Here is a 25,226-nt window from a genome sequence, read left to right as displayed (position 1 = left end):
ATGCATTACAGCATAGGTGACGGGGGCTCGCGCAACACGGGTACCGATACATCCAGCACCTTCAGTCCGTGCAGCCAGAGATCACCTTCATCGTGCTGCAGCCCATCGTGGCTGAACTCGAACCGAAACCGTGCCAACAGTCGGCCTTTTTTCCAGACATAGCGGTAGCGATAGACACTCAGCAACTGAAACTGCTGCCGACGGCAGTACCGCTCCAGCCAGTGACGGGCGAACTCGCTCTGACGACGAACATGCCAGTATCCGGCGCCCAGCAGGCAGATGGCCAGCAGTCCCAGCAGCTCAGTCACGAGCACTCGCAAGCGTTGAGCCTGAAAACAGGGTGCCGATGGCGTTTTTCAACGGCACAGACAGCGCCGGATTATGCAGGTTGGTAAGGATCAGCGGACGCAAGGCCGGGATCGAGACCAGCTCGGCGAACAGGCCGTTGAACAGCTCGCCATGGTGTTCGGCCAGTTGTTCCAGATAGGTCAGCAGCAGGGGTTCGTCGGTCAGCTCCTGCCACAGCCGCGCCGCCAGACTCAGGATCAGCGGTTGGCTCGGCGTCAGGGTGAGCAGGGTGGCGATTTTCTGGCGGCGCGGAGCGCACGGCGGGCAGCCGGCGGTAGCCCGCAGCAGCAGGGCGATGCGCTCCTGATCCGGCGTCTGGCGTTCCAGCTCGGTGCTGATGCCATCCAGCAGGCGATCGGTCAGGACGGCAGGCAGGGGATGATGCTCGCACTGGTTAAGTAGTGCCAATTGTACCGGTTGCGGCAGGCTGAACAGCCGGGATGCCAGTTGCTGGCTTAACGGGGTGTCCTGATGCAGGCGCACCGCCACATCGGCCAGGCCCTGCAAGCCAAGCTGTTGCCAGTCGTGGTGCTCGGGCGCGGCCAGGTAATCGAGCACTCCCCGATAAAAGGCGGAAGGCGACAGCCCCAGCTCCAGTCGTAACCGGGCATGAAAGGCGGCCAGCTTGTCCTGGGCAGGCTGAAAGGTAAAGGGCGTCTGGGCCAGTCGCTCTTGTTGCTCATCGCTGAGCGGGGCACTCGGATCCTGGCCCAGTTGCTCGACCAGAGCGGCCAGGAAGTGTTTGACCGCGGCATTGTTGAACAGGCCACGTTCGTCCAGCGGCAGCTTGAGAAACCAGACGTAGGGCTGGGGCTGGTCGTGACGTTGCCAGTAGCAGACCGCCAGCCAGGCATGGCGCTGCTGCGGCCAAGGATAGGGGCGCAGGCCCTCTTCTATGGCGGCAAAGTCGTTCCGGCTCAGGGGCTGCAGGCGGCGGCCCAGATCGTAAAGGCGAAACTCGGTGCCTGCCTGGGTTAAAAATTCACTCAAGGTATCTATTTGCATCGGCTTCTCCTGTCGAACCGGGGCGAATTATAGGGAGTCGCAGGCCAAGATGGTATAGTAGCGCGCCGTTTTAGAGGATGTTACCCATGCCTGCCGAACCCCAAACGTTGTTGTATGCCATTGAACGGGAACTGAAGGCCCTGTCCTGGTGGGAAAGCACGCCGCCGTCTGCCCGGGCGCTGGCCAGTACCGAACCGTTTTGTCTGGATACCCTGAATTTTGCCCAGTGGCTGCAATTTGTGTTGCTGCCGCGGATGCAGGCGATGATCGATGCCGGCGCGCCGCTGCCGATCCGGATTTCCCTCTATCCGATGGCGACCGAAACCTTCAAGTCGCTGCCCGAAGATACGGGCGCGCTGGAGGAGGCTATTGCCCGGCTGGATGAAGCCCTGTCCGGCCAGCCGGTGCGGCGCGAAGCATGAGTGTCGACATCATCCATGAAGACGAGTCGCTGGTTGCCATCAATAAGGATGCCGGTTTGCTGGTGCACCGCAGCTGGCTGGACAAGGGCGAAACCCGCTTTGCCATGCAACTGACCCGGGACGCCGTGGGGTGCCACGTATTTCCGGTGCACCGGCTCGACCGACCCACCTCGGGGGTCTTGCTGTTCGCCAAGAGTGCCGAGGTGGCCCGCACCCTGACCGAAGCCTTCGGTGAACGCCGGGTCGACAAGCAGTATCTGGCGGTGGTGCGCGGCTATATGCCGGAGCAGGGCACCCTCGATTATGCCCTTAGCCATCAGCTGGACGATATTGCCGACAAGTTTGCCGATACCGACAAGCCCCCGCAGCCGGCGGTAACGCACTGGCAGGCGCTGGCGCAGATTGAGCTGCCCTTTGCGGTGTCGAAGAAACACGACACCAGCCGTTACAGCCTGGTACGGCTCGCCCCGGAAACCGGGCGCAAGCACCAGCTGCGGCGGCACATGGCGCATCTGTTTCATCCCATCGTCGGCGATACCAGTCACGGTGACGGTCGCCACAACCGCTTCTTTCGCCGACAATATGGCTGCGAGCGCATGATGCTGCATGCCAACCGGCTGACGCTGACCCATCCGGTCAGCGGCACCCTCCTGGTGCTGGAGGCCGGGCTGGATGCACATTGGCAGCGGTTGACGGATGAATTCGACTGGCAAACGGCACTCGATTAAAGCCTGCGGCTCAGGTTATCATCATTTTTCAGTAGCTTGGATGTATGAGCTCTTCATATTAGGAGCATGAACAGGAGTGAAAATGGCGGCAGTAGATATCATTATCGGCAGTGTATACGGTTCGGCAGTCTTGGTGGCCGAGACCCTGGAGCAGGCGTTGACCGAGGCGGGGCATCGGGTGCAGTTGCATGAAGACGCCGTGCTGGCGGATCTGGATACCGGACATTTCTGGCTGTTCGTCACCTCGACCACGGGGCAGGGCGATCTTCCGCCCAATCTGTTGCCACTGTTTGAAGAGATGCGCGAATGCTGCCCGCCTATGCCACAGTTGCGTTATGCGCTGGTGGCGCTAGGTGACAGCAGTTACGACAATTTCTGTGGTGCCGGTCGGCAGGTCGACGAGCTGCTGCAGGAGCTGCAGGCACAGGCGGTAACCGAGCGGTTGCAGGTGGACGCCACCGAGACTCTGGAGCCGGAAGAGCCGGCACTGGTCTGGTTGAAAGGCTGGATGGCACAAATCTAGAAAGCCGTCGGCAATAAGCGGCAAGCGATAAAAAAACACGGCGCTGTCAGAGACGGCGCCGTGTTTTTTTATGTGTAGCAGTCTACCGGTTACTGCTTACGGATACCGTCTGCCTCGATCAGAATGCGTCCCTGCTTGTACAAACCACCGATGGCCTTCTTGAAGGTGCCCTTGCTGATGCCGAACAGGCGAAAGATGGTATCGGGATCGGTCTTGTCGTTGACTTTCATGAAGCCGCCGGCCATGTCCAGCTTGTCGAGTACCGCCTGGGCGGCATCATCCACTTTTCCCGCGCCGGGCTTGAACAGGGTCAAGTCGATTTTGCCGTCGTCACGTACCTGTTTGATATAACCCTTGGTGGTTAGCCCCGTCGGCACCCGGCCCGCAATATCGGACTTGAATATCAGCCCCCAGAAACGGTTATCGACCACGGCCTTGAAGCCAAGCGGGGTATGCTCGGCAATGAGCAGGTCGACTTCCTGTTCGGGGCTATAGGGGGGGAATTCCCGGCTGAGAAAACTGTCCAGCTTGCTGCTGGCCACCATGCGGCCCTCATGGTCCAGATACAGGTAGACGACATAGTTTCTGCCTTCCTGCATGGGTTGAGACTGACTACGCTGGGGAACGAAGATGTCTTTTTTCATGCCCCAGTCGAGAAAGGCGCCCAGGCGATTGATGGTAACCACCCTTAATGACGCAAACTGGCCGACTCGAGCCTTGGGCTTGTCGGTGGTGATCACCGGCTCCTGATCCGAGTCCAGATAGATAAATACCGTTATCTCATCACCGGGCTGACAACCGGCAGGTAACTGACGCCGGGGCATGAAGGCCTCGCCGTATTCTCCGGCATCCAGCCAGCCGCCTTTATCGTCCAGTCGCAACAGGGGCAGGGTGTTATTATCGCCAAGCTTGATCATGAGAATTACCGTATTCGCAAAAAAACCGATCTTAGCCTGACCGGGCGATAAAGACCACAATTGTTAACCACGGGACTCGGCGCTTTGATATATGGTTAAGCTTTTAAATTCAATGAATTAGTTGCTGCAGGGGAAGATAAAAATACTGCTACACTCCGGAAACTGGGCGGCTGCGTTGGTGGATAAAGATAATGCGTGATTCTGACCGGGCTACAGTACACACTTCCAAATAGCTACTCCCGCTATGTTCAGGAGCCGAAAATAGCATGACCCCATCACAGATCACCATTCTTGTTATTCTGATTGCCACAGTGCTGATGTTTCTGTGGGGCCGCTGGCGTCACGACATGGTGGCGGCGGGCGCCTTGCTGGCCTGTGTAATCACCGGTCTGGTGCCGGCCGAGATCGCTTTCGATGGACTCAGTCACCCGGCGGTGATCACCGTAGCCTGCGTGCTGGTGCTGAGTAAGGGCCTGCAGATCTCGGGTGCCGTCGACGTGCTGACTCGGTTGCTACTGCCATCCCAGGCCGGACCTACCCTGTCCATTGCCGCCCTCACCGGGCTTGGCGCCATACTGTCGGCCTTCATGAATAACGTTGGCGCCCTGGCGTTGTTGATGCCGGTGGCGATTCAGATGGCCCGTCGCCAGCAATTACCACCCGGCAAGGTGCTGATGCCGCTGTCGTTCGGCACCATATTGGGCGGCATGACCACGCTTATCGGTACACCGCCCAACTTGATTGTCTCCGGCTTTCGCGAGAGCAGCGGCGAGGACATGTTCGGCATGTTCGATTTCACCCCGGTTGGTTTGACGGTGGCGACCGTGGGAGTGGGCTTCGTGGCCCTGATTGGCTGGCGTATCGTGCCGGGACGCAAGCAGTCCGGCGTCGAGGGCTTCGATTCCGGTGCCTATATCACGGAGGCGCGGGTGCCGGCCGGCTGCAAGGCCGAAGGCATGACCCTGAGAGAGATAGAGCAGGCGCTGGTGGAAGCCGATGCTCAGGTGCTCGGGCTGGTACGTAACGAGGTGCGGGTGGCGCCACCCAGCCCACGCCGTCGGACCCGGGCCGGTGATATTCTGATGCTGGAGGCGGAAGCGGAAGCCTTGTCTCATGCCCTCTCCAGCCTTGGTCTGAAACTGGAAGAAGCCAAGGCGACCAGAGAAGAAAAAGAGAAAGAAAAAGAGAAAACCAAAGAGAGCGGCGGGGCAGAGGCGGCGGTCACCTCCACCGCCAAGACCGATGAAGAAGACAACGCAGAGGGCAGCGGTTCGGATGCATCAGATGAAGTGGTACTGATGGAGCTGGTGATATTGCCGAGCTCCGGTCTGCTGGGACGCACGGCAAGAGGCATTCAGCTACGCACTCGCTACGGTGTCAACTTGCTGGCGGTCTCGCGCCAGGGGCAGCGCTCGGTCAAGCGGTTACGGGCCCTGGCCTTCAGAGCCGGTGACTTGCTGATGATGCAGGGCGGACCCGAGGCGATCGCCGAGTTTGCCTCCAGCACCGGTTGCGTGCCTCTGGCCGAGCGTGAACTGCGGATTCCCGATAAACGCATGGCACTGATGGCGACCGGTATCATGGCGGCATCGGTCGCCGCCGCCGCCTTCGGGCTGCTGCCGGCGGCGGTGGCGTTTGCCGCCGGGGTGCTGGCCTCCATGGTGCTGCGCACCGTGCCGCCTCGTTCGGTTTATACCGCCGTCGACTGGCCTGTCGTGGTGTTGCTGGGTGCCCTGATCCCGGTCGCCGAGGCGATGGAGTCTACCGGCACCGCCCAACTGATAGCCAATCTGCTGTTGAACGAGGTGGCCCAGGGGCATGCGGTGGTTGCCCTGGTGTTGATCCTGGTGGTGACCATGAACCTGTCGGATCTGATGAATAATGCGGCGACGGCGGCGGTCATGTGCCCCATCGCCATCGGCACCGCCAACCAGCTGGGTGTGAGCATGGACCCCTTTCTGATGGCGGTGGCCATCGGGGGTTCCTGCGCCTTTCTGACGCCAATCGGGCATCAGAACAACACCCTGATCCTGGGGCCGGGAGGCTTTCGTTTCGGCGACTACTGGCGTCTGGGGCTGCCACTGGATTTGTTGGTGATACTGGTCACTGTTCCCATGCTACTGTGGGTGTGGCCGTTATAAACGGGACAGAATGGATACGGAAGGAGGTAACGATGCAGAATGAACTGAACAACAAGGTGGTGCTGGAGGTTTTCGACAAGATTCAGCGTTTTGGTGAACCCCATGAAGATGGCCATATGCTGGATGGTGTAATGGCGAGCAGCGATTTTGATGGTTACAGCGTGGTCTTGTCCGGCAGCGGCGTTACCTTGCAGCTGAACTTTCACCAGAGTTATCACTTCGACTATGCCAGTGACTCGCTCAAGGAGCAGTTCATGGCGAAGCTTGATTATATTCATCGCCATTACAACGAGCGCCAGCAAGGCAACTGATACCCGGCAGATTAAATAACCAATCTATTTGGTTACTCCGCAAAAGTCGGACAAAGGGCAGCTCCTCCGACACGCCGTGAATACTCCATGTCGGCTTCTTCGAGCCAGTTTATGGCGTGTCGTGGAAGGCGACGGTGTTGTCTCTGATCCCGGGCTTAAAAATGATCAGATGTTCATTCAAATTGGTATGACTCGGACGCCGGTCCACGGGCGGCAAAAATTCAACCCGATCACCCAAAAAGGGTAAGCGGGTTGAATGGAATCGTCTTAGCCTATCAGCCGTGCCCTGACGGTACGGCCCTTGATTTTCCCCTGCTGCAGGTGCTTCAGTGCCTGCCTGGCCACATCTCTGTGTACGGCCACATAGGACTGCATCTCCGAGATATCAATCTTGCCCACCTGAGCACCGGCAATGCCGGCCTCACCGGTAAGGGCACCGAGAATATCGCCGGCGCGGATCTTGCTTTTGCGACCACCGGCAATATTGAGGGTGACCATTTCCGGCTGCAGCGGCGCCGTGTTGCCGTTCAGGTCGGCCAGTGATCCCTGCACTATGGGAGCTCGCTGATATTGTTCGATCATGTTGACCCGGTAGGCTTCCTGCGGGCTGTAGAGGCTCAGCGCCAGACCCTGCTGGCCGGCACGACCGGTACGGCCGACACGATGCACATGCACTTCCGGATCCTGGGTGATGTCGTAGTTGATCACCGCCGCCAGCTCCTTGATATCCAGGCCGCGGGCCGCCACATCGGTGGCGACCAGAATGTTGGCGCTGCCGTTGGCGAAGCGGATCAGCACCTGATCCCGCTCGCGCTGCTCCAGATCCCCGTTCAGCGCCAGGGCGGAGAAGCCCAGGGTGGCCAGGTGCTCGGCCACTTCCTGACAGGCGCGCTTGGTGTTGCAGAATACCACCGCCGAGCGCGGCGCATAGTGGGCCAGCAGGGTGGCCAACGCCTGTTTGCGTAAATTGGGCACCACCTCGAACAACAGCTGGACTATGGTGTCTGCTCGTTGTTCATCGGCTACCGATACCCGCTCCGGCTTTTGTTGCAGGCCCCGGCTCAGTTCGGCGATGCCCTCGGGATAGGTGGCCGAGAACAGCAGGGTCTGGCGTGCTTTGGGGGCGAAGGCCACCACTCGCTCGATGTCGTCGACAAAGCCCATGTCGAGCATGCGATCCGCTTCATCCAGCACCAGGGTATTGAGGTCGTCCAGCACCAGGCTGCCCTGTTCCAGGTGCTTGAGTATGCGCCCCGGGGTACCGACCACTATGTGGGCACCGAATTCGAGCGAAGCGGTTTGTGCCGCGGTGGGGGAGCCACCGCAGAGCGCCACCAGCTTGACGTTGGCCATGGCACGGGCCAGGCGACGCAGCTCGCGGGCGACCTGATCGGCCAGCTCGCGGGTGGGGCAGAGCACCATGGTCTGTACGCCCAGCCGGTTGACGTCGAGCCGGGCCAGCAGCGCCAGGCCAAAGGCGACGGTTTTACCGCTGCCGGTGCTGGCCTGGGCGATCACATCCTTGCCTTCCAGCATCGGCGGCAGGCTCTGAGCCTGAATCGGGGTCATCCGGGTGTATTCCAGGCTGGTCAGGTTAGCGATCAGGGATGGGGCCAGGGACAGGGTGGAAAATTCGGTGTTGGTCACGGGGAAGCTCTTGATATCAGATAAATAGGGGCGCACTAAGGCGGGGCCGCATCATAGCAGAAAAGCGACGGGGATGGTGTTTTTTGGCCATTAGTTAAACAAAAAGCCCTCGCATGCGAGGGCTTTGCCGTGTTCTGATGTTGCTTAGTTGTGCTTGTGCAGCTCGGCGTTCAGCTCGATGGCAGACTTGTTGGTTTTCACCTCGATGCGGCCGTTCTGGGAGTTGCGACGGAACAGAAGATCGGCTTTGCCTGCCAGCTCGGCGGCTTTAACCGTCTGCACTTCCTGGTTTTGATCGTCTAGTACGGTCACCTTGGCACCGGCGGTGATGTACAGGCCGGACTCGATGGTGCAGCGATCGCCGAGCGGAATGCCCAGGCCGGCGTTGGCGCCCAGCAGGCTGCCCTCACCAACGGAGATAACGATGTTGCCGCCACCGGACAGGGTGCCCATGGTGGAACAACCGCCACCCAGGTCGGAACCGTTGCCCACCACAACGCCGGCAGAGATGCGACCTTCCACCATGCTGACGCCCAGGGTACCGGCGTTGAAGTTGATGAAACCTTCGTGCATGACGGTGGTGCCTTCGCCCACGTGCGCGCCCAGGCGGATACGGGACGCATCACCGATACGAACGCCTGCCGGCACCACGTAGTCGGTCATTTTCGGGAATTTGTCGACCGAGTTGACGCTGATGGTGCGACCTTGTGCCCGGGCCGCCAGCTGGCGCTTGGCCAGCTCGTCGACCGCGATTGCGCCTTCGGAGGTCCAAGCGACGTTGGGCAGCAGGCCGAACATACCGGACAAGTCCAGGCCGTGCGGCTTGACCAGACGGTGGGACAGCAGTGCCAGTTTGAGGTAAACCTCGGCGGTGCTGGCGGGGGCCGTGTCGGTGTCCAGAATGGTCACCACCAGTGGCTGGCTGCTGCCTTCCAGGGCCCTAACGATTTCGGCCTGATCTTCTGCGCCCGCAGACAGGAACGCCGTTTCCAGGGAGCTCAGCTGTGCTGCGCTGATTTCGATTGCAGCGTTGCCGCCCTGGTAACCGATTTTCGCCGCCACTGCGTTAACCAGTGTATTATCAGCGTTGTGCAGCGGCTGGTTGTAGTAAACCTCCAGCCATTCACCTTTGGCGGACTTGGTGCCCACGCCCAGACCGAAAGCAAAGTTTGCCATCTTGGTAACTCCGTTAATTTGGTTTGAATTCGTAATCGGCTGGCGCACAGGGCGGCCAGCCGGGTGTTCATAAGTTGCAGGCTGAGCCTTACTGTGTGTCGAACAGTTCAGCGGCGAATGGTGTCGCGACGCTCGAAAGCGGCTTCGAGAATGGCTTGCAGTGCAGACATCTAAAACGACTTCCCTGTTTCTGGATTCACTTATAATGCATCTTTTATCATATTTTGCCGCCCTGGTTGAGCTCCTCGACTACTTTTTCTCGCAACAACATCTGTTCTTGTTCGTTTAATGGTCGATCTTCGCTGTTGGTCAGGCTGAAAAAATCCTCTACCCGCTCGCCTATGGTGGTGATCTTGGCGGCGTGCAGGTTGAGCCCCAGACGACTGAATACGGAACCGATGCGGGCCAGCAGGCCGGGGGTGTCGAGCGCGACCAGTTCCATCAGAGTACGTCTGGTCAGCCGCTGGGGCTGCAGAAAATTCACCTGGGTCGTGACGGTAAATTCCCGGTGTCGCCGCGAAGGCGGGCGAATGCGCACCATGGGCGGCGTCGGGATCAGCAACACCTCGCTCAGGCTGTGGCACAGATCGCCGAGCCGATCACCACTTACCGGCTGGCCGTCGGGTTCGAGCACAATAAAGGTATCCAGGGCATAGCCGTCTTTCGAGGTCATGATCTGGGCATCGTGGATGTTGAGGTTTTTCTGATCCAGCGCCGCCGCTACCCGACCGAACAGGTTGGGGGAGTCGGGGTGGTAGATAAACAACTCGCTGCCGCCGCGGCCCGGCTGCTGGCTGATTTGTACCAGCGGCCGCGGGCTGTCACCGTGGGCCAGAATATGACGGCTGTGCCAGGCGATTTGCTCCGGGGTATGGCGCAGAAAGTAATCGGCGGTAAAGCGGGCCCACAGGGGCTTTATCTGCTCATTCGGGGTATCCAGCTGTTCCAGGATCTGGCGGGCCTGACGCTGGTTTTCGCGGATGCGCAGGCGCAGATCCGGCGGATTTTCCAGGCCCCGACGCAGCGCCTTCTGGGTAGCGAAGTAGAGCTCGCGCAGCAGGCTGCCTTTCCAGTCGTTCCACAGATGATCGTTGGTAGCACAAATATCGGCCACCGTCAGACTATAGAGAAAGTCCAGACGCAGTTCGTCTCTGACCAGGCCGGCGAATTCGCTGATCACATCCGGATCGTAGATGTCACGGCGTTGGGCGGTGACCGACATCAAGAGGTGATGGCGCACCAGCCAGGACACCAGGCGGGCGTCGGATTTGTCGAGATCGTGTTGCAGGCAGAACGTCAGGGCGTCTTCAGCTCCAAGCGTGGAGTGATCGCCGCCCCGGCCCTTGGCGATATCGTGAAACAGCGCGGCGAGGTTGAGTAGCTCGGGCTTGCGTAGTCGGCCGCAGATTTCAAAACACAGTGGATGACTGTGTTTGGCTGCGGGTTTGCGAAATCGATAGATGTTTTTGAGCAGCCGGTGCGTGTGTTCGTCGACCGGGTAGGCGTGAAACATGTCGAACTGCATCTGGCCGACTATCTTGCTCCACTGGGGGAAATAGGCGGCGAGAATACCGTAGCGGTGCATCAGGGTCAGCGCCAGGCCACAGGCTCGAGGATGGCGCATCAGCATCATGAACAGCCGCCGGCAGTCGGCCCGTTCGCACAGAAAACCGGTCAGGCGCCGACGGGCATCCCGCAACTGGCGTAGTGTGGTGGAATAGATGCCGGTGATCTGGGGGTGCACGGCAATCTGATAGAAGAGCCGCAATATGGCGGCTGGCTCTTCCCGGAACAGTTCGGGACTGATGACGTCAATCAGGCGACCGCGCAGGCGAAACTCGGGGGTGAGCATCTTCACGTCCATGGCGATGTGCCCGAGAATGGCTTCGTCGAACAGCTGCAGCAGCATTTCGTTGAGTTCGGCTACCCGCCGCACCGTCTGATAATAGCGCTTCATCATCTGTTCTATCGGCTCGTTACCCTCGCCGGCAAAGCCCAGTGCCGTGGCCACCGCCCGTTGCCGGTCAAACAGCAAGCGGTTATCGGGGCGGTGAATGGCCATGTGCAGGGCAAAACGCAGCTTCCATAAAAAATTCTGACAGTCGAGTAGCTCCCGGTATTCGGCCCGGCTCAGAAAGCCGTGGCTGACCATTTCGCTCAAGGTCGAAGCACCGAAGTGACGGCGGGCGACCCAGCTGATGGTCTGGATATCGCGCAGGCCGCCGGGGCTGCTTTTGATGTCCGGCTCCAGCTTGTAACTGGTGTCCTGAAACTGGCGGTGGCGATTTTCCTGCTCTTCCCGTTTGGCCTCAAAAAAGGCCTGGCTGGGCCAGAATTGTTCGGGCTGGGTGGCCTGGGTAAGGGTGGCAAAGGTGTCGTAGCAGCCGGTGATCAGTCGGGCTTCGATCAGGTTGGTGGCGATGGTGATGTCTTTTTTGCCTTGCCGGATGCATTCCGCCACCGAGCGTACGCTGTGACCGACTTCCAGGCGAAGATCCCACAACAGGGTGATGAAGCTGCCGATGCGGTCGTTCAGGGTCGGCTCCGGCGTGCCATTGCACAGGATCAGCAAGTCGATATCCGAATAGGGGTGCAATTCGCCCCGGCCGTATCCGCCCACAGCCACCAGCGCCAGCTGTGGATCCTTATCCAAGTCGTGACGTTGCCATAGCCCGGTCAGCAACTGGTCCATATGCTGGGAGCGGGTGACGACCAGCTCCATGATATCGTCGCCGGCCTTGAAGCGTTGTTCCAGCCAGTCTTGCAGGCGAGCCAGTATTTCCTTGCACTTGGGCAGGGTCAGTTCTGTGGGGGCGAGCAGGGCCGGAGCGAGCAGGCTGGCGTCCATGAGAGAGGGATATCCTTGTCGTCGGAAGTAACGACTACGTTAGCAAAGTCGTCTCGGGTGGGAAAGAAGATCCCTTTGCTTGCATCGGAGCACAGCCGTCGGTATTTCAGACACAACAAAGGCGCCGAAGCGCCTTGATATATGGATATCGTGTATCCGTGCTTAATTATTATCTGCCGCAGGTACTATACTTATCGCATGGTTACCTTTGGGTCCTTCTTGTATTTTATACTGTACTAACTGGCCCGCTTTCAGGGTTCTGTATCCGTCCATCTGGATGGTGGAAAAATGTGCGAACACATCGTCACCGCCTTCCTGTGGGCAGATAAAGCCAAATCCCTTAGCATTATTAAACCACTTCACCGTACCGGTCGTCATACATCTGCATCCTTTTGCTCAAACATCCAAAACAACATTGAGTAACTGACCGCTGCCAGTTTTTACGACAGGAGAACCCCGCCGGATGCGGCGACCCTAAACGCAAGCGTCATACGAAACTTGATTCAATGGTCACCAATCAACCACTCTAGCCAAACATGGGGGTGAGTCAAGCGTTTGTTTGTTATCGCATTCCGCTACAGAAAGACGGTTGACAGCGCGAGCGTAGGAGGTAGTGTGAAGGAAAGACTAGCTAAAGCGTTCCTGATATCCTGACAAAAAGAGTCAGTCCCTGGCTTGAAAGCGATGCGAGGCAGCGGCACCCAATCCGGCACCGACTGCTGTAGCGAGATCCGGAACAGTGATTTAGAGTAAAGATATGGGCAGGAGAACACAGCAGGCAGATGGTGATCAGTTAAAAGAGGTGGAAGAAACTGCGCTGCAGCCCCCTCCTATGTACAAGGTCATCTTGAACAATGACGATTACACCCCCATGGATTTTGTGGTGGAGGTACTGCAAAAATTCTTTGTAATGGATGTGGATAAGGCCACGCAGGTAATGATGGCGGTTCATTATCAGGGGAAAGGAGTCTGTGGCCTGTTTACCGCAGAGATTGCAGAAACCAAGGTAGCGCAAGTGAACAAGTTTGCCCGTGTGCATGAACATCCGCTGTTGTGCACCATGGAGCAGGAATGAGTAAGTACCCGCCGCAACGGGACACCGCAGTTTTTTAGGGGAGGTGCCTATGTTGAACAAAGACCTTGAGAGCACGTTGAACGACGCTTTCAACGAAGCGCGCCGTGCTCGCCACGAGTTTATGACGGTGGAGCACCTGTTACTCGCGCTGTTGGACAACCCGTCTGCCAAAGAGGCCCTGACGGCCTGTGGTGCAGATCTCGAACAGCTACGCCGTGAAACCCACCTTTTTATCGAGCAGACCACACCGCTGATACCGGCGGGAGATGATGAAATAGAAACGCAACCGACCCTCGGCTTTCAGCGCGTGTTGCAGCGGGCGGTATTTCATGTGCAATCTTCCGGCAACGCCGAGGTAACCGGCGCCAATGTATTGGTCGCCATCTTCAGCGAGCAGGAGTCTCAGGCGGCCTACCTGCTGAAAAAAATCCAGATCAGCCGACTTGACGTGGTCAACTTCCTGTCTCATGGCGTGCGTAAAGACGGCCAGCAGGAAGAGGCGCCACCCGCCCAACTGGAAGAAAACACCGACGAGGCGGCCAGCAGCCAGACCGAAGGCTTTATCATCAACCTCAACCAATGGGTGAAGGAAGGCCGTATCGATCCGCTGATCGGTCGGGATCATGAGGTCAATCGTGCCATCCAGGTGCTGTGCCGTCGGCGCAAGAACAACCCGCTGCTGGTGGGGGAGGCCGGGGTGGGAAAAACCGCCATCGCCGAAGGGCTGGCTTATCGCATCGTGCATGGAGATGTGCCGGAAATTATCGCCGACAGCACCATCTATTCGCTGGATATGGGCTCGCTGCTGGCGGGTACCAAGTATCGTGGTGATTTCGAGAAGCGCTTCAAGGCGTTGCTCAAACAGTTTGAGAAGCAGAAAGGTGCCATCCTGTTTATCGATGAAATTCACACCATCATCGGTGCCGGCGCTGCCTCGGGGGGCCAGCTGGATGCGGCCAACCTGCTGAAACCCATGTTGTCTAGTGGTCAGATCCGTTGCGTCGGCTCTACCACCTATCAGGAATACAGCCAGATTTTCGAAAAAGACCGGGCCCTGGCGCGGCGCTTCCAGAAAATCGATATTCTGGAGCCTTCGGTGGAAGACACCACCAAGATACTGCTGGGGCTGAAGAGCCGCTACGAATCACATCACGATGTGCGTTATACCAGCAAGGCCATTCGGGCGGCGGCCGAGCTGTCAGCCAAATACATCAACGACCGGCATCTGCCCGACAAGGCAATCGACGTCATCGATGAGGCAGGCGCACAAATCCGCATGATGCCCCCCTCCAAGCGCAAGAAGACCATAGGGGTGGGCGACATCGAGGCCATAGTGGCCAAGATTGCCCGTATTCCCGAGAAATCGGTGTCCAGCTCCGACAAGGAGGCCCTGAAGAATCTGGAGCCCAAGCTCAAAATGGTGGTTTTTGGTCAGGACAAGGCGATAGAGGTGCTGACCGATTCCATCCGGCTCAGTCGCTCCGGCCTGGGCAACGAGAAGCGGCCCATCGGTTCCTTCCTGTTTGCCGGTCCGACCGGGGTGGGCAAGACCGAAGTGACCCAGCAGCTGGCGCGGGTGCTCGGTATCGAGCTGGTTCGCTTCGACATGTCCGAATACATGGAGTCCCATACGGTGTCGCGCCTCATCGGGGCCCCGCCGGGCTATGTGGGCTTCGATCAGGGCGGTTTGCTCACCGACGCGGTGATCAAGCATCCTCATGCGGTGGTGCTGCTTGATGAAATCGAGAAGGCGCACCAGGACGTGTTCAACCTGCTGCTGCAGGTGATGGACAATGGTACTCTGACCGATAACAACGGCCGCAAGGCGGACTTCCGCAACGTGATACTGGTGATGACCACCAACGCCGGGGTACAGGAGACAATACGCAAGTCCATCGGTTTCCAGCAGCAGGATCACAGCCATGACGCCATGACCGAAATCAACCGGACCTTTGCACCCGAGTTCCGTAACCGGCTCGACCATATCATCTGGTTCAACCATCTGAACATGGAAGTGATTCACCGGGTGGTGGACAAGTTTATTGTCGAACTGCAGGCGCAGCTGGATGCCAAGGGAGTGTCGATGGAAGTGAGCGAGCAGGCTCGTCACTGGCTGGCAGAGAAAGGCTACGATAAGTCGATGGGCGCACGTCCTATGGGGCGGGTGATTCAGGAAAAACTGAAAAAGCCGCTGGCCAACGAGTTACTGTTCGGTGAACTGGTTGGTGGCGGCTCGGTAAAAGTCACTCTAGAGGACGACAAACTGCATTTTGACTATCAGTCGGAAGCCTCTCTGGCTCATTGAGTTCAGGTCTTGGATATAGCACCATAATCAGTACCACAATGCCCGGCACCATGATGGTGCCGGGCATTTTTTATCCAAGAGATGAATGCCTGACGGAACTGGAACGATCAAATCACCCAAAGGCACAGCTATGGGAAACAGACGCTACCCTGTAACATTCGGAGTGACTGGCGACCGGATTAGCGAGCGCGGAAGACGATGCGTCCTTTTGACAGATCGTAAGGAGTCAGTTGGACGGTGACCTTGTCACCGGTAAGGATACGGATGTAGTTCTTGCGCATCTTGCCGGAGATATGAGCGGTGACTACATGGCCATTTTCCAGCTCAACGCGAAACATGGTGTTCGGCAGGGTGTCCAGAATGGTCCCTTGCATTTCAATACTGTCTTCTTTAGCCATTGAGTCCTCTTGTTAACGCAGGCAATAAAAACGGCATCGATCATGCCGGATTTCGCCTCGAGTGTAAAGTTTCCGCTCAGTCTTTCATCGCCTGCCAATGCCCGGCCACGAGTCGCTGATGAGGGCGGAAGCGTTGTTTATAATTCATTTTTTTACAGCCATCCACCTGGTAACCGAGATAAACCCAGCGCTTGTTCAGTCTGGCCGCCAGTTCCAGTTGGCTCAGAATGGCGAAAGATCCCAGAGATCTGTGTTCCAGCTCGGGATCGTAAAAGGTGTACATGGCGCTGAGTGCATGACCGAGCAGGTCGGTGACAGCCACTGCCACCAGCTGTTGTTCCTGCCGGAATTCCATAAATACCGGCGGCAGCCAGTCACAGAGCAGAAAGCCGTCATACTGCTGGCGACTGGCGGGATACATGGCACCATCCTGGTGCCGCTCGTTGATGTAACGCTGATATAGCCGAAAATACTCCGGCTTTTCCTGCTCACTCAGGCTGATACTCAGATCCCGATTTTGCCGCTTGATGCGTTTCTGGCTGCGGCTGGGCGTGAAGTGGGCGACGTCGATACGCAGTGACTCGCAGGCACGGCATAACTGGCAATGCGGGCGATAAATATCCGAACCGCTACGGCGAAAGCCCGCACTGAGTAATTGTTCGTAGCCTTCCAGGCACAACAATTCCCTGTCGAGCAGGACCAGCAGTTGTTCCTGCCGCTCGGACAGATAACTGCATTGGTGCTTGGGCGTCAGACCCACCTTGAGATTCACTTCCCTCATAACATCAGCTCACCTGGTTGCCAGCACGCTTGTGTAAGCGACTGCTGTTGCAGCTCTTTAAGTTTATGTAAAAAACGCGAACGTGGCCAACTGGTGACCCCCAGGCTCATCAGATGCGGGTTGGGTAACTGGCAGTCTATCAGCTCGCCGCCATGGCGGTGCAGGTGTCGGCACAGGCCAAGCATGGCGAGTTTGGAGCCGTTGTCGACCCGATGAAACATCGACTCTCCACAGAACAGCTTGCCAAGGCCGATGCCGTAAAGCCCGGCCACCAGCTGTTCCCCCTGCCAGAGCTCGACCGAGTGGGCGTGACCCATCTGGTGCAGTCGGTAATAGGCCTGCTCTATGCCGGGGGTGATCCAGGTGCCTTCTTTCTGGGTTTCACGCAGCTGACGGCAGGCGCGAATAACCTGTTCGAAGGCGGTGTTGACGGTCAGCCGGTATTGCCCGCGACGGGCAAGTCTGGCCAGGCTGCGACTGACGTGCAATGCATCCGGTTCAAGCACCGCCCTGGGGTCCGGTGACCACCACAGCAGGGGCTGGCTTTGATCGTACCAGGGGAAGATCCCCGTGCGATAGGCCAGCAACAGCCGTTCCGGGCTCAAGTCACCGCCCACGGCCAGCAGACCATTGGGTTCGATTAATGCCTGTGAGGGTTCCGGAAACCAGAGCCGGTTGTCGAGTAGGGTCAGCATGAGGGCCTTTCTTCAGTTCTGGTGTACATAGAGCCGGTTTCTTGCTCGATATAATCGCGAATAAATAGACGCACCTTCTGGTACGGGATCATGTCTTCCCCGGCGCAACGTTGCTCGAACAGCACTTTTTCCGGGAGCGAGCAACAGGGGCAGTCGAGCGGTTCTTTGTTCCAAAACGGCTTCGATAGTCACTAAAACATGTTAATTATATTACCATTGAATGATTCATTGATGAGCATGTAATCGATTGAATAATACCAACATTCTTTGTTATCGAGAGATAAGCATGCCACATCGGGCCCACCTGTTTTCGTTGCGTATCGGCCATGCCCTGAACGAAAGCTGTGCGCATGAGCGGTACGTTGCCCTAGGATGTGCTGATATCCCGACACGAAAGGGATGGCTCTACCTGGCTGTCTTTATCGCTCTCTACTCTCGTGCAGCGGAGGACTGGTCGATGGATAGCCGAATGTCGGCCCTACTGGTAAATGACGCCCTTAATATGGCGATCTGGAAAGGTCGGCCAGGAACAGGGTCGTTATCATGGAAGTTGCTGTGGAGCAAAACGGAGAAAAAGAAAACATTCCCGGAGCAGGCACCGTCACTATACTGGGCCTATTATTCCTTGGCCCGGCAGGGGCGTTGGCACAACACCGCTCGCAATGGCCGAGTAGGTACTCGGGCACTGTAGGATGCCGGCTAACGTTTATGTATTACGTCGAGTCCTATGAGTTACTCAAGGGACTCGAGTGGTGATCTGGAGACAGATTTACAGCTTACGGTTTTCTTACCACCCCGTTCGGGGTGCCAATCAGTAACACATCGGCGCCGCGCTCGGCAAACAGGCCATTGGTGACCACGCCGACGATGGCGTTGATGTGAGCTTCCAGTACCTTGGGTTCGGTGATTTTCAGGCCGTTCACATCCAGAATATGGTTGCCGTTGTCGGTGACAACGCCTTCCCGATATACCGGTTGGCCACCCAGCTTGGCCAACTCACGGGCCACGTATTCCCGCGCCATGGGGATAACTTCCACCGGCAGCGGAAAGTGGCCCATGACTTCAACGGTCTTGGTACCATCGACGATACAGATGAAACGGTCGGCCACGGCGGCAACGATTTTTTCCCGGGTCAGGGCCGCACCACCGCCCTTGATCATGGCCATGCTGCCGTCGATTTCATCGGCGCCATCCACATAGACTGCCAGCTCGCTGACCTCGTTGAGATCGAAAATGCGAATGCCGAGCTGTTCCAGCCGGGCGGTGGAGGCTTCGGAGCTGGAGACGGCACCCTTTATCTGGTCCTTGACTGAGCCCAAGGCGTCGATAAAGTGGTTTACGGTCGAACCGGTACCCACGCCGACGATGGTATCTGGGGTCACGTAATCCAGTGCTGCCCAACCGGCGGCTTTTTTCATCTCATCTTGTGTCATTACTTTCTTTCTCTCGCTCAGGGCTGTCTTGCTTGCGACGGTCTGCTGCCCGCGGCCGCCTGCTACAAAGGTGGCGCGCATTATAGCAAAGCATACTTGCCTTGCATGCGGCTTTTACCAGCGCCAATGTTGATCAGGGGTGATCAGCTCCGGCAGCGGTATGTCCCAGCTGTCGGTGGGAGTATCGAGGGTAACGGCTACCAGCGCCAATGTTGATCGGGGGTGATCAGCTCCGGCAGCGGTATGTCCCAGCTGTCGGTGGGAATGGCGGGCAACTGCTGGCAATTGTGGGCCAGGCCCACCGGGCGCGGTCCCAGGCGATGACGCCAGGCGGCCAGGGTGCGATCGTAAAAGCCACCGCCCATGCCGATGCGATTGCCGGTGGCGTCGAAGGCGACAAGGGGGGTGTAGATGATGTCCAGTTCCTGCTTTGGTAGCAACAGACGAATATCGAGCCTGGGTTCGGGAATACCGAAGCGGTTGGCGACAAGCCGGGTATCGGGATCGTAGCGCAGAAACAGCAGATGGCCGGGGCTGAAATGATGTAGTACCGGCAGGTACACCCGGGTGCCCCGGGACCAATACCAGTCGATCAACGGTTGGGGATCCAGCTCGCCATCGTTGGCGAGATAGAGCGCCACCTTATCGGCCCGGGCCAAGTGCTCGGCATTGGCCACATGTTGGATGATCACCTCGGACGCCGCCTGCTGCTCTGCCGCCGTCAGCTGGCGGCGAGCCTGGCGTATCTGCTGTCTTATATGATGTCTTTCGCTCATATATTGCTTCCTGCTTATTAGGGTCTGCTGATCTTTCGAGATAATTTTTGCTGCAGTTTGTGGGGGCTTGATACAAGGCAGCGCTTATGCCCTGTAGTCACGCTACATAAATAAGCGATAACGCAGTAGCAAGCCCCCACAAGCGCTGCCCTGGGGGAGGCTAAACGCGTTTAACTCGAACACACTTTCACCGCGAAAGGTCAACAGACCTTAAAATCCATGGTAAGGCGAGAAATGTGCGGGGACCTTCCTCACGGTTGTTTAGTGACTCCAGGGACTGTTTTTCAGCCGAACATACAAGTCTTCCACTTCGGCGCGTGCCCAGGGGGTACGACGCAGAAAGGTCAGGCTGGACTTGATGCTGGGATCTTTCTTGAAACAGTTGATATTGACCCGACGGGCGAGTTCTTCCCAGCCATAACGCTCGACCAGTTCGGTCAGCAGATCCTTGAGGGTGATGCCGTGCAGCGGGTTATTGGGTTGTTCAGTCATTCAATGGCTACCTGTCACGAAAATAATTCGCGAAGATTGTAACAGGATTTTGCATATCGGATAGGGAGGACGCCGTACCGCGGCGACATGAAGCTCATATATAAAGAGGGGATCCCCGGGATGCCGTTGCAGGTGTTAGTCCTTGAACCCGTTGGTTCAAGGCGGAAATCCGGTATCTACCGCAGGCTTCTCGGTCGGGCCGAGCATGCACAATAGTAAATAACACGGCTTTCCTGTGCTGTGATTATCGGCTCAGGGACGCCACCCGACAGACGAACACCCCAGGGAAAGCTAAACTCTTATCTGAAAGCAGACAATGCCTAGCCTACTTTACTGGCCAGGGCATCTTCAATGGTATGCTGAAGCATCTTGATGCGCTTGTCCATGGCGTCAGCATATTGGTAGTTCTTGTCTTTTTCAAGCTCAAGCTCATGGCATACGTTCAGGGCCAGCATAATGGCGATTTGCTCATTGGAGCCGGCCTTGCCACCCTGCTTGAACTTGTGAATACGCTCGTTGAGCATATCGGCTGCCCGTTGCAATGCCGCATCCTGCCCAGCAGGACAGGCCACCTTGTAAGGGCGCCCGAGAATAACGATGTCGATTGCCGCTGTGGTCATGTGATCCTCAGATAGCTGATTGCAATAGGCTATGAAATTCTGGCGACTATATAGCGGTGCACCAGAAGTTTCAAGGGGTTGCTGGTCTGAGCGTGGTCACAATGCTAGGATCTGCCCCATATCTGCCACCTTTTTGCCAATCGAGTAAATGATGAACGACAACGCCCGTCTCAACTACGACGCCTTCACCGCCTTGCTGGAACACCACAATATGGTGGTGACCGCCGCCGAAGTACATGGCGTTATCTGCGGTCTTATCTGCGGCGGCATGGCCAAGGACGATGTTCGTTGGCAGGAGCATTTCAATGCCTTGCTCAACGACGACTTCGGTTTGCCTGCCGAGCTGAAAAAAGCGGTCAACCTGCTGTTTAGCCGGGTCTATGACGAGCTGGTCAGCCAGAGCCGATTCGAGCTGCTGATGCCGGAAGACGATGAACCGCTGGATGAACGGCTGGATGCAATGATGGAATGGGCCGGCGCCTTTCTGGCCGGGTTCGGTGTGGTGCAGGTGGAGCTGAACAAGGCATCGCCCGAACTGCAGGAAATGATCCAGGACATCAGCAGCATCACCCAGGTTGCCAGCGACTTCGATCAGGAAGACGAAGAAAGCGAAACCGCCTTCGTGGTGTTGTATGAACATCTTAAGCTGGGTGCCACCCTGGCATTTGAAGAATTCGGCAAGGGTCAGCCTTCCCCCAAGCGTCCCACCTTACATTAATCACGACAGTTCAGCGTTATGACCCATTATGATGTGGTAATCAACGGTGGCGGCATGGTCGGTGCCGTGCTGGCGTTGGGCCTGAGCGGCTTGCGCCGGCCCGACGGCTCGGCGCTGCGTATCGCCGTTATTGAGGCGACCGTGCCCGAGCAGGATAGTCATCCGGGTTTCGATGCACGAAGCATTGCCCTGGCCGGTTACAGCCGGGAATTGCTGGAGCAGCTGGGGTTGTGGCCGCATCTGTCCAGCCTGACCACCCCCATTAGCCATATTCAGGTGTCCGATCAGGGGCATTTGGGGCAGGTTAATATTCGTGCCGACGACTATCCGGTACCGGCACTGGGTTATGTGGTCGAGCTTCACCCGGTGGGGCAGATATTGTACCGCCACATGACCCGGTGCAGCACCATAGAGCTGCTGTGCCCTGCCCGTATCGAGATCCTGGAGCAAGAGTCCGAACGTGTCTTGTTGACGCTTGCCGGCGGTCGGCAACTGACGGCCTCGCTGCTGCTGGCCGCCGATGGCAACCGCTCCGTGGTGCGCCGGCAATTGGGCCTGCCCAGTCGCCGGCTGGATTATCGGCAGAGTGCCATCATCGCCAATGTGCAGACTGCGGTCCCGCATCAGGGGCGAGCCTTCGAACGTTTCACCCGGGAAGGGCCCATCGCGCTGTTGCCGATGGGGGAGGGGCGCTGTTCGCTGGTGTGGTGCGCCTCGACCGAGCGTGCCGAGCAACTGATGACGCTGGATGACGAAGCCTTTCTGCGCCAGTTGCAACAGGAGTTCGGCTACCGTCTGGGCCGACTGCAGCGCACCGGCCAACGGCACTGTTATCCGCTGGCGCTGGATGAGGTGGAACGACCCTGGCATCACAGAGTGGCGCTGGTCGGCAATGCGGCTCACCTGTTGCATCCCATCGCCGGTCAGGGGTTCAATCTGGGCCTGCGCGACGTGGCGGCCTTGGTCGAGGCGCTGGGCCAGGCATTGACCGTAGATCAGGACATCGGCAGTTACCCGGTGCTGTCTGCCTACGGCCAGGCACGCCAGCCGGATCAGTCGACCATAGTCGGCTTGACCACGGCGCTGGCGCTGATGTTTTCGAACGACCACCCGGCGCTGGCCGCCGGACGTAACCTGGGACTGATGGCCATGGCGGCCAGTGGCACCTTCAAAGACAAACTGGCCTGGCGAGCCATGGGCAAGAGGTAAGGCATGCAAGCGACAGATGTGATCGTGATTGGCGGTGGTATGGTGGGGCTGACCCTGGCGCTGGCGCTGGAGCACAGCGGGCTCAAGGTGGCGGTCATTGAAGGCCAGATACCGGATCCCGAGTTGCCGGCCATTCCCGACAACAGGGTCAGCGCCATCAACCTGGCGTCCCAGACCCTGCTCGAACGGCTGCAGGCCTGGCCGGCACAGAAAGAAAGACTCGGCCCCTATGCCGACATGGAAGTGTGGGAGGCCGACAGCGGGGCCCGTATCGAGTTTTCTGCCGGCCTGACGCACCAGCCACATCTGGGGCATATTGTCGAAAACCGCCTGCTTCAGCAAAGCCTGCTGGCCCGTGCTCGTCATTGTGCTCATCTCAGCCTGCACATGCCGGCGCGAGCGGCCTCGGTATCGGTGAGCGAGCAGGGCGCCTTTGTGCTGCTCGACAACGGCACCCCCATTACCGGTCGTTTATTGGTCGGTGCCGATGGTGCCCGTTCCTGGCTGCGCGAACAGCTGCAACCGGGCATGATCGAGTGGGACTACGACCATAGCGCCCTGGTGGCAACGGTGGCGACCACCGAGCCCCATGGCCGGACTGCCCGGCAGATTTTCCGCGGTAACGATATTCTGGCATTTCTGCCGCTGGCCGATCCGCATCAGTGCTCCATCGTCTGGTCCTGCGCGCCGGAGCAGGCGGCAGAGCGACTGGCATTATCAGACGCCGAGTTCAACAAGGCGCTGTCTCATGCCTTCGATCTGCATCTGGGCCTGTGCCAGGTGGTGGGGCCCCGCATGGCGATTCCGCTCAAGGCACGTTTCAGTCAGCAATTCTGCGGCCCGTGCTGGGCGCTGATCGGTGATGCGGCTCATACCATACACCCGCTGGCGGGGCAGGGAGTCAACCTGGGACTGCAGGATGCGGCTGCGCTGGCCGAGACGCTGATAAAGCTGCACCAGGAGGGACGGGATATCGGCGCTCTGGCCGGGCTCAAATCTTTCGAGCGCTGGCGCAAGGCCGAAGCCGCGACCCTGCTGGCGGCCATGGAGGGGCTGAAACGCCTATTTACCCATCCGCATCCGCTGGTGCGCGGCCTGCGCGGCCTGGGATTGAGCCTGACCGACCGGTTGACGCCGCTTAAACGTAAGCTGGCCACCCATGCACTGGGTACCGGCGGGCGGCAACCCAGGCTGTCGACACCTGAGAAAAACTAATCCGGTCGTTGGTTGGGATTAGTTTTTTTGAGTGTGTTTTTTCTCAGTATGTATCCCCGTTACTCGTGTTTATGCTGGTAAAGTATCATTTTTGTGTTTTTAATATTAAACAAATGTTAAATGTTCGGTGGTGATGCTGTTATTGGCACTTTCTTTCGTTGAAACGACTATTACTTGTTGGGTCACTCGTTGATGTCGATATTGAAACGATAAGTTTTTTTTGGGTTGGGTGCGGTTTTATCCCGGGCCGGCTTGGGTATAATCGGGGTGCAATATCGGATTATCGCCACAGGCCAGGCCTGGACTAAAAGGAAGCACCATGACTCAGCAAACAGTTCTGCACCCTCAGCACCTGGAAGCCGGTGCCAAGATGGTGGATTTTCACGGTTGGGATATGCCCATCAACTATGGTTCCCAGCTTGAAGAGCACCATGTTGTGCGTAAAGACGCCGGCATGTTCGATGTTTCCCACATGACCATCGTCGACGTCAAGGGCAGCCAGGCCAAACCCTTCCTGCAAAAGCTGCTGGCCAATGATGTGGCTCGTCTCACTCAGCCCGGCAAGGCCATCTACAGCGGTATGCTCAACGAACAGGGCGGTGTGATTGATGATCTGATCACCTATTTCTTCGCCGACGACGACTATCGCATGATCGTCAACTCCGCCACTCGCGACAAGGATCTGGCCTGGATGAATCAGCAGGCCCAGGGCTTTGATGTCACCCTGACCGAACGGCCCGAGCTGGCGATGATTGCGGTACAGGGCCCCAACGCCAAGGCCAGGGCCGCCCAGGTATTCAATGCCGGGCAAAATGCCGCCGTGGAAGGCTTGAAGCCCTTCTTCGGCGTGCAGGCCGGCGACCTCTTTATCGCCACCACCGGTTATACCGGCGAAGACGGCTACGAAATCGTGGTGCCGGTTGATCAGGCTGCTGCCCTCTGGAATGCCCTGCTGGAGGCCGGCGTCAAGCCCTGCGGCCTCGGCTCTCGCGATACCCTGCGTCTGGAAGCGGGCATGAACCTCTATGGTCAGGACATGGACGAAACCGTGTCTCCGCTGGCCGCCAACATGGCCTGGACCATCGCCTGGGAGCCGGCCGAGCGTGACTTTATCGGACGTGCCGAGCTCGAAGCCCAGAAAGCCGCCGGTGATCAGCACAAGCTGGTGGGGCTGGTGATGAAAGAAAAAGGCGTGCTGCGCGCCGGTACCCCGGTGCGTTTTACCGACGACCAGGGGCAGGAACAGCAGGGTATTATCACTTCCGGTACCTTCTCGCCTACACTGGGACACAGCATTGCCCTGGCGCGGATGCCGCGCTCTGTGGGAGCCAATGCAGAAGTTGAAATGCGTAAAAAATGGATGCCGGTGTCGGTCGTCAAACCGACCTTCGTACGCTTCGGCAAAGCGGTCGCCGAATTTTAAGAATCAAGTCCAAGAAACAA

The 25,226-nt window shown here is 58.1% G+C and carries 25 protein-coding genes, 1 other RNA gene and 1 pseudogene; 12 read left to right on the top strand and 15 right to left on the bottom strand.

What is annotated here, in order from left to right; all coding sequences use genetic code 11:
- Positions 1 to 5 precede the first annotated feature (5 nt).
- On the bottom strand, positions 6 to 308 hold the full coding sequence (locus tag ACLEIV_RS13855; protein WP_410457224.1) for a DUF3301 domain-containing protein: 303 nt from the start codon (positions 306 to 308) through the stop codon (positions 6 to 8).
- Positions 301 to 1,353: a DUF3549 family protein gene (locus ACLEIV_RS13850; protein WP_410457223.1), complete on the bottom strand. Its 1,053-nt coding sequence runs from the start codon at positions 1,351 to 1,353 to the stop codon at positions 301 to 303. Before ACLEIV_RS13850 ends, ACLEIV_RS13855 begins: the two co-directional genes overlap by 8 nt.
- 86 nt (positions 1,354 to 1,439) lie before the next feature.
- Here ACLEIV_RS13850 and ACLEIV_RS13845 point away from each other — a divergent pair, with 86 nt between their 5' ends.
- From ACLEIV_RS13845 to ACLEIV_RS13835, 3 genes are all read left to right on the top strand, one after another.
- On the top strand, positions 1,440 to 1,775 hold the full coding sequence (locus ACLEIV_RS13845; protein WP_410457222.1) for a YqcC family protein: 336 nt from the start codon (positions 1,440 to 1,442) through the stop codon (positions 1,773 to 1,775).
- Positions 1,772 to 2,503 carry a tRNA pseudouridine(65) synthase TruC gene (gene truC, locus ACLEIV_RS13840; protein ID WP_410457221.1) on the top strand — a complete coding sequence of 244 codons (732 nt, stop codon included), beginning with the start codon at positions 1,772 to 1,774 and terminating at the stop codon, positions 2,501 to 2,503. The genes ACLEIV_RS13845 and truC overlap by 4 nt, the downstream gene beginning before the upstream one ends.
- A gap of 82 nt (positions 2,504 to 2,585) precedes the next feature.
- Positions 2,586 to 3,026: a flavodoxin gene (locus tag ACLEIV_RS13835; protein ID WP_410457220.1), complete on the top strand. Its 441-nt coding sequence runs from the start codon at positions 2,586 to 2,588 to the stop codon at positions 3,024 to 3,026.
- 89 nt (positions 3,027 to 3,115) lie between these two features.
- Here the strand turns inward: ACLEIV_RS13835 and ACLEIV_RS13830 are convergent, their stop codons facing one another.
- Positions 3,116 to 3,943 (bottom strand): CvfB family protein, encoded by an 828-nt coding sequence (locus ACLEIV_RS13830; protein ID WP_410457219.1) that lies wholly within the window; start codon positions 3,941 to 3,943, stop codon positions 3,116 to 3,118.
- Positions 3,944 to 4,209: 266 nt separating this feature from the next.
- Here ACLEIV_RS13830 and ACLEIV_RS13825 point away from each other — a divergent pair, with 266 nt between their 5' ends.
- Both ACLEIV_RS13825 and ACLEIV_RS13820 read left to right on the top strand, forming a co-directional pair.
- Positions 4,210 to 6,084 (top strand): SLC13 family permease, encoded by a 1,875-nt coding sequence (locus ACLEIV_RS13825; RefSeq protein WP_410457218.1) that lies wholly within the window; start codon positions 4,210 to 4,212, stop codon positions 6,082 to 6,084.
- A 32-nt stretch (positions 6,085 to 6,116) separates the two neighbouring features.
- On the top strand, positions 6,117 to 6,395 hold the full coding sequence (locus ACLEIV_RS13820) for a DUF3081 domain-containing protein (protein WP_410457217.1): 279 nt from the start codon (positions 6,117 to 6,119) through the stop codon (positions 6,393 to 6,395).
- Positions 6,396 to 6,662: 267 nt separating this feature from the next.
- Here ACLEIV_RS13820 and dbpA read toward each other — a convergent pair whose 3' ends face one another.
- The 4 genes from dbpA to cspD form a co-directional block, all read right to left on the bottom strand.
- Positions 6,663 to 8,042, bottom strand: coding sequence for an ATP-dependent RNA helicase DbpA (gene dbpA / locus ACLEIV_RS13815; protein WP_410457216.1), 1,380 nt, complete (start codon positions 8,040 to 8,042; stop codon positions 6,663 to 6,665).
- Between the two features lie 144 nt (positions 8,043 to 8,186).
- Positions 8,187 to 9,218 carry a 2,3,4,5-tetrahydropyridine-2,6-dicarboxylate N-succinyltransferase gene (gene dapD / locus ACLEIV_RS13810; protein ID WP_410457215.1) on the bottom strand — a complete coding sequence of 344 codons (1,032 nt, stop codon included), beginning with the start codon at positions 9,216 to 9,218 and terminating at the stop codon, positions 8,187 to 8,189.
- Between the two features lie 217 nt (positions 9,219 to 9,435).
- Entirely contained in the window at positions 9,436 to 12,066 is a 2,631-nt protein-coding gene (gene glnD / locus ACLEIV_RS13805; protein WP_410457214.1) for a bifunctional uridylyltransferase/uridylyl-removing protein GlnD, read from the bottom strand.
- Between the two features lie 162 nt (positions 12,067 to 12,228).
- Positions 12,229 to 12,444: a cold shock domain-containing protein CspD gene (cspD, locus tag ACLEIV_RS13800; RefSeq protein ID WP_104484827.1), complete on the bottom strand. Its 216-nt coding sequence runs from the start codon at positions 12,442 to 12,444 to the stop codon at positions 12,229 to 12,231.
- 379 nt (positions 12,445 to 12,823) lie between these two features.
- On the opposite strand from cspD, the gene clpS reads away from it, so the two are divergent.
- Together clpS and clpA are read left to right on the top strand one after the other, a co-directional pair.
- A complete protein-coding gene (gene clpS / locus ACLEIV_RS13795) occupies positions 12,824 to 13,141 on the top strand; it encodes an ATP-dependent Clp protease adapter ClpS (protein ID WP_410457213.1) in 318 nt (105 codons plus the stop codon).
- 49 nt (positions 13,142 to 13,190) lie between these two features.
- Positions 13,191 to 15,446: an ATP-dependent Clp protease ATP-binding subunit ClpA gene (clpA, locus tag ACLEIV_RS13790; RefSeq protein WP_410457212.1), complete on the top strand. Its 2,256-nt coding sequence runs from the start codon at positions 13,191 to 13,193 to the stop codon at positions 15,444 to 15,446.
- Between the two features lie 179 nt (positions 15,447 to 15,625).
- On the opposite strand, the gene infA is transcribed toward clpA, so the two are convergent.
- The 3 genes from infA to aat all read right to left on the bottom strand — a co-directional run bounded on the left by infA (position 15,626) and on the right by aat (position 17,320).
- Positions 15,626 to 15,844 carry a translation initiation factor IF-1 gene (infA, locus tag ACLEIV_RS13785; protein WP_007419779.1) on the bottom strand — a complete coding sequence of 73 codons (219 nt, stop codon included), beginning with the start codon at positions 15,842 to 15,844 and terminating at the stop codon, positions 15,626 to 15,628.
- A gap of 76 nt (positions 15,845 to 15,920) precedes the next feature.
- Positions 15,921 to 16,625, bottom strand: a complete 705-nt coding sequence (locus ACLEIV_RS13780; protein ID WP_410457211.1) for an arginyltransferase — start codon at positions 16,623 to 16,625, stop codon at positions 15,921 to 15,923.
- The gene (aat, locus tag ACLEIV_RS13775) at positions 16,622 to 17,320 is read right to left on the bottom strand and encodes a leucyl/phenylalanyl-tRNA--protein transferase (RefSeq protein ID WP_410457210.1); all 699 of its coding nucleotides are present in this window, start codon (positions 17,318 to 17,320) and stop codon (positions 16,622 to 16,624) included. Before aat ends, ACLEIV_RS13780 begins: the two co-directional genes overlap by 4 nt.
- A 382-nt stretch (positions 17,321 to 17,702) precedes the next feature.
- On the opposite strand from aat, the pseudogene ACLEIV_RS13770 reads away from it, so the two are divergent.
- A pseudogene (locus tag ACLEIV_RS13770) lies at positions 17,703 to 17,855 on the top strand (DDE-type integrase/transposase/recombinase); the annotation flags it as partial.
- A 241-nt stretch (positions 17,856 to 18,096) separates the two neighbouring features.
- Here ACLEIV_RS13770 and rpiA read toward each other — a convergent pair.
- The 5 genes from rpiA to zapA form a co-directional block, all read right to left on the bottom strand.
- Entirely contained in the window at positions 18,097 to 18,753 is a 657-nt protein-coding gene (gene rpiA, locus ACLEIV_RS13765) for a ribose-5-phosphate isomerase RpiA (protein WP_410457209.1), read from the bottom strand.
- A 197-nt stretch (positions 18,754 to 18,950) separates the two neighbouring features.
- Positions 18,951 to 19,529 carry a 5-formyltetrahydrofolate cyclo-ligase gene (locus ACLEIV_RS13760; RefSeq protein ID WP_410457208.1) on the bottom strand — a complete coding sequence of 193 codons (579 nt, stop codon included), beginning with the start codon at positions 19,527 to 19,529 and terminating at the stop codon, positions 18,951 to 18,953.
- A gap of 261 nt (positions 19,530 to 19,790) precedes the next feature.
- Positions 19,791 to 20,021, bottom strand: coding sequence for a VF530 family protein (locus ACLEIV_RS13755; protein ID WP_410457207.1), 231 nt, complete (start codon positions 20,019 to 20,021; stop codon positions 19,791 to 19,793).
- A gap of 108 nt (positions 20,022 to 20,129) precedes the next feature.
- A non-coding RNA gene (gene ssrS / locus ACLEIV_RS13750) (6S RNA) lies at positions 20,130 to 20,312 on the bottom strand.
- 29 nt (positions 20,313 to 20,341) lie between these two features.
- Positions 20,342 to 20,641: a cell division protein ZapA gene (gene zapA, locus ACLEIV_RS13745; RefSeq protein ID WP_410457206.1), complete on the bottom strand. Its 300-nt coding sequence runs from the start codon at positions 20,639 to 20,641 to the stop codon at positions 20,342 to 20,344.
- 151 nt (positions 20,642 to 20,792) lie between these two features.
- Between zapA and ACLEIV_RS13740 the strand changes: the two genes are divergently transcribed.
- From ACLEIV_RS13740 to gcvT, 4 genes are all read left to right on the top strand, one after another.
- A complete protein-coding gene (locus ACLEIV_RS13740) occupies positions 20,793 to 21,359 on the top strand; it encodes a UPF0149 family protein (protein WP_410457253.1) in 567 nt (188 codons plus the stop codon).
- A gap of 18 nt (positions 21,360 to 21,377) precedes the next feature.
- Positions 21,378 to 22,568 carry a 2-octaprenyl-6-methoxyphenyl hydroxylase gene (ubiH, locus tag ACLEIV_RS13735; RefSeq protein ID WP_410457205.1) on the top strand — a complete coding sequence of 397 codons (1,191 nt, stop codon included), beginning with the start codon at positions 21,378 to 21,380 and terminating at the stop codon, positions 22,566 to 22,568.
- A 3-nt stretch (positions 22,569 to 22,571) separates the two neighbouring features.
- Positions 22,572 to 23,783 carry an FAD-dependent oxidoreductase gene (locus tag ACLEIV_RS13730; RefSeq protein WP_410457204.1) on the top strand — a complete coding sequence of 404 codons (1,212 nt, stop codon included), beginning with the start codon at positions 22,572 to 22,574 and terminating at the stop codon, positions 23,781 to 23,783.
- A gap of 319 nt (positions 23,784 to 24,102) precedes the next feature.
- Positions 24,103 to 25,206, top strand: a complete 1,104-nt coding sequence (gene gcvT / locus ACLEIV_RS13725) for a glycine cleavage system aminomethyltransferase GcvT (RefSeq protein WP_410457203.1) — start codon at positions 24,103 to 24,105, stop codon at positions 25,204 to 25,206.
- Positions 25,207 to 25,226: the final 20 nt, after the last annotated feature.

It is taken from the genome of Oceanisphaera submarina (assembly GCF_046521305.1).
In the GTDB taxonomy this organism is placed as follows: domain Bacteria; phylum Pseudomonadota; class Gammaproteobacteria; order Enterobacterales; family Aeromonadaceae; genus Oceanimonas; species Oceanimonas submarina.
The sequence above is the reverse complement of the archived record's forward strand: the minus strand, read 5'-3'. Positions and strand labels throughout refer to the sequence as shown.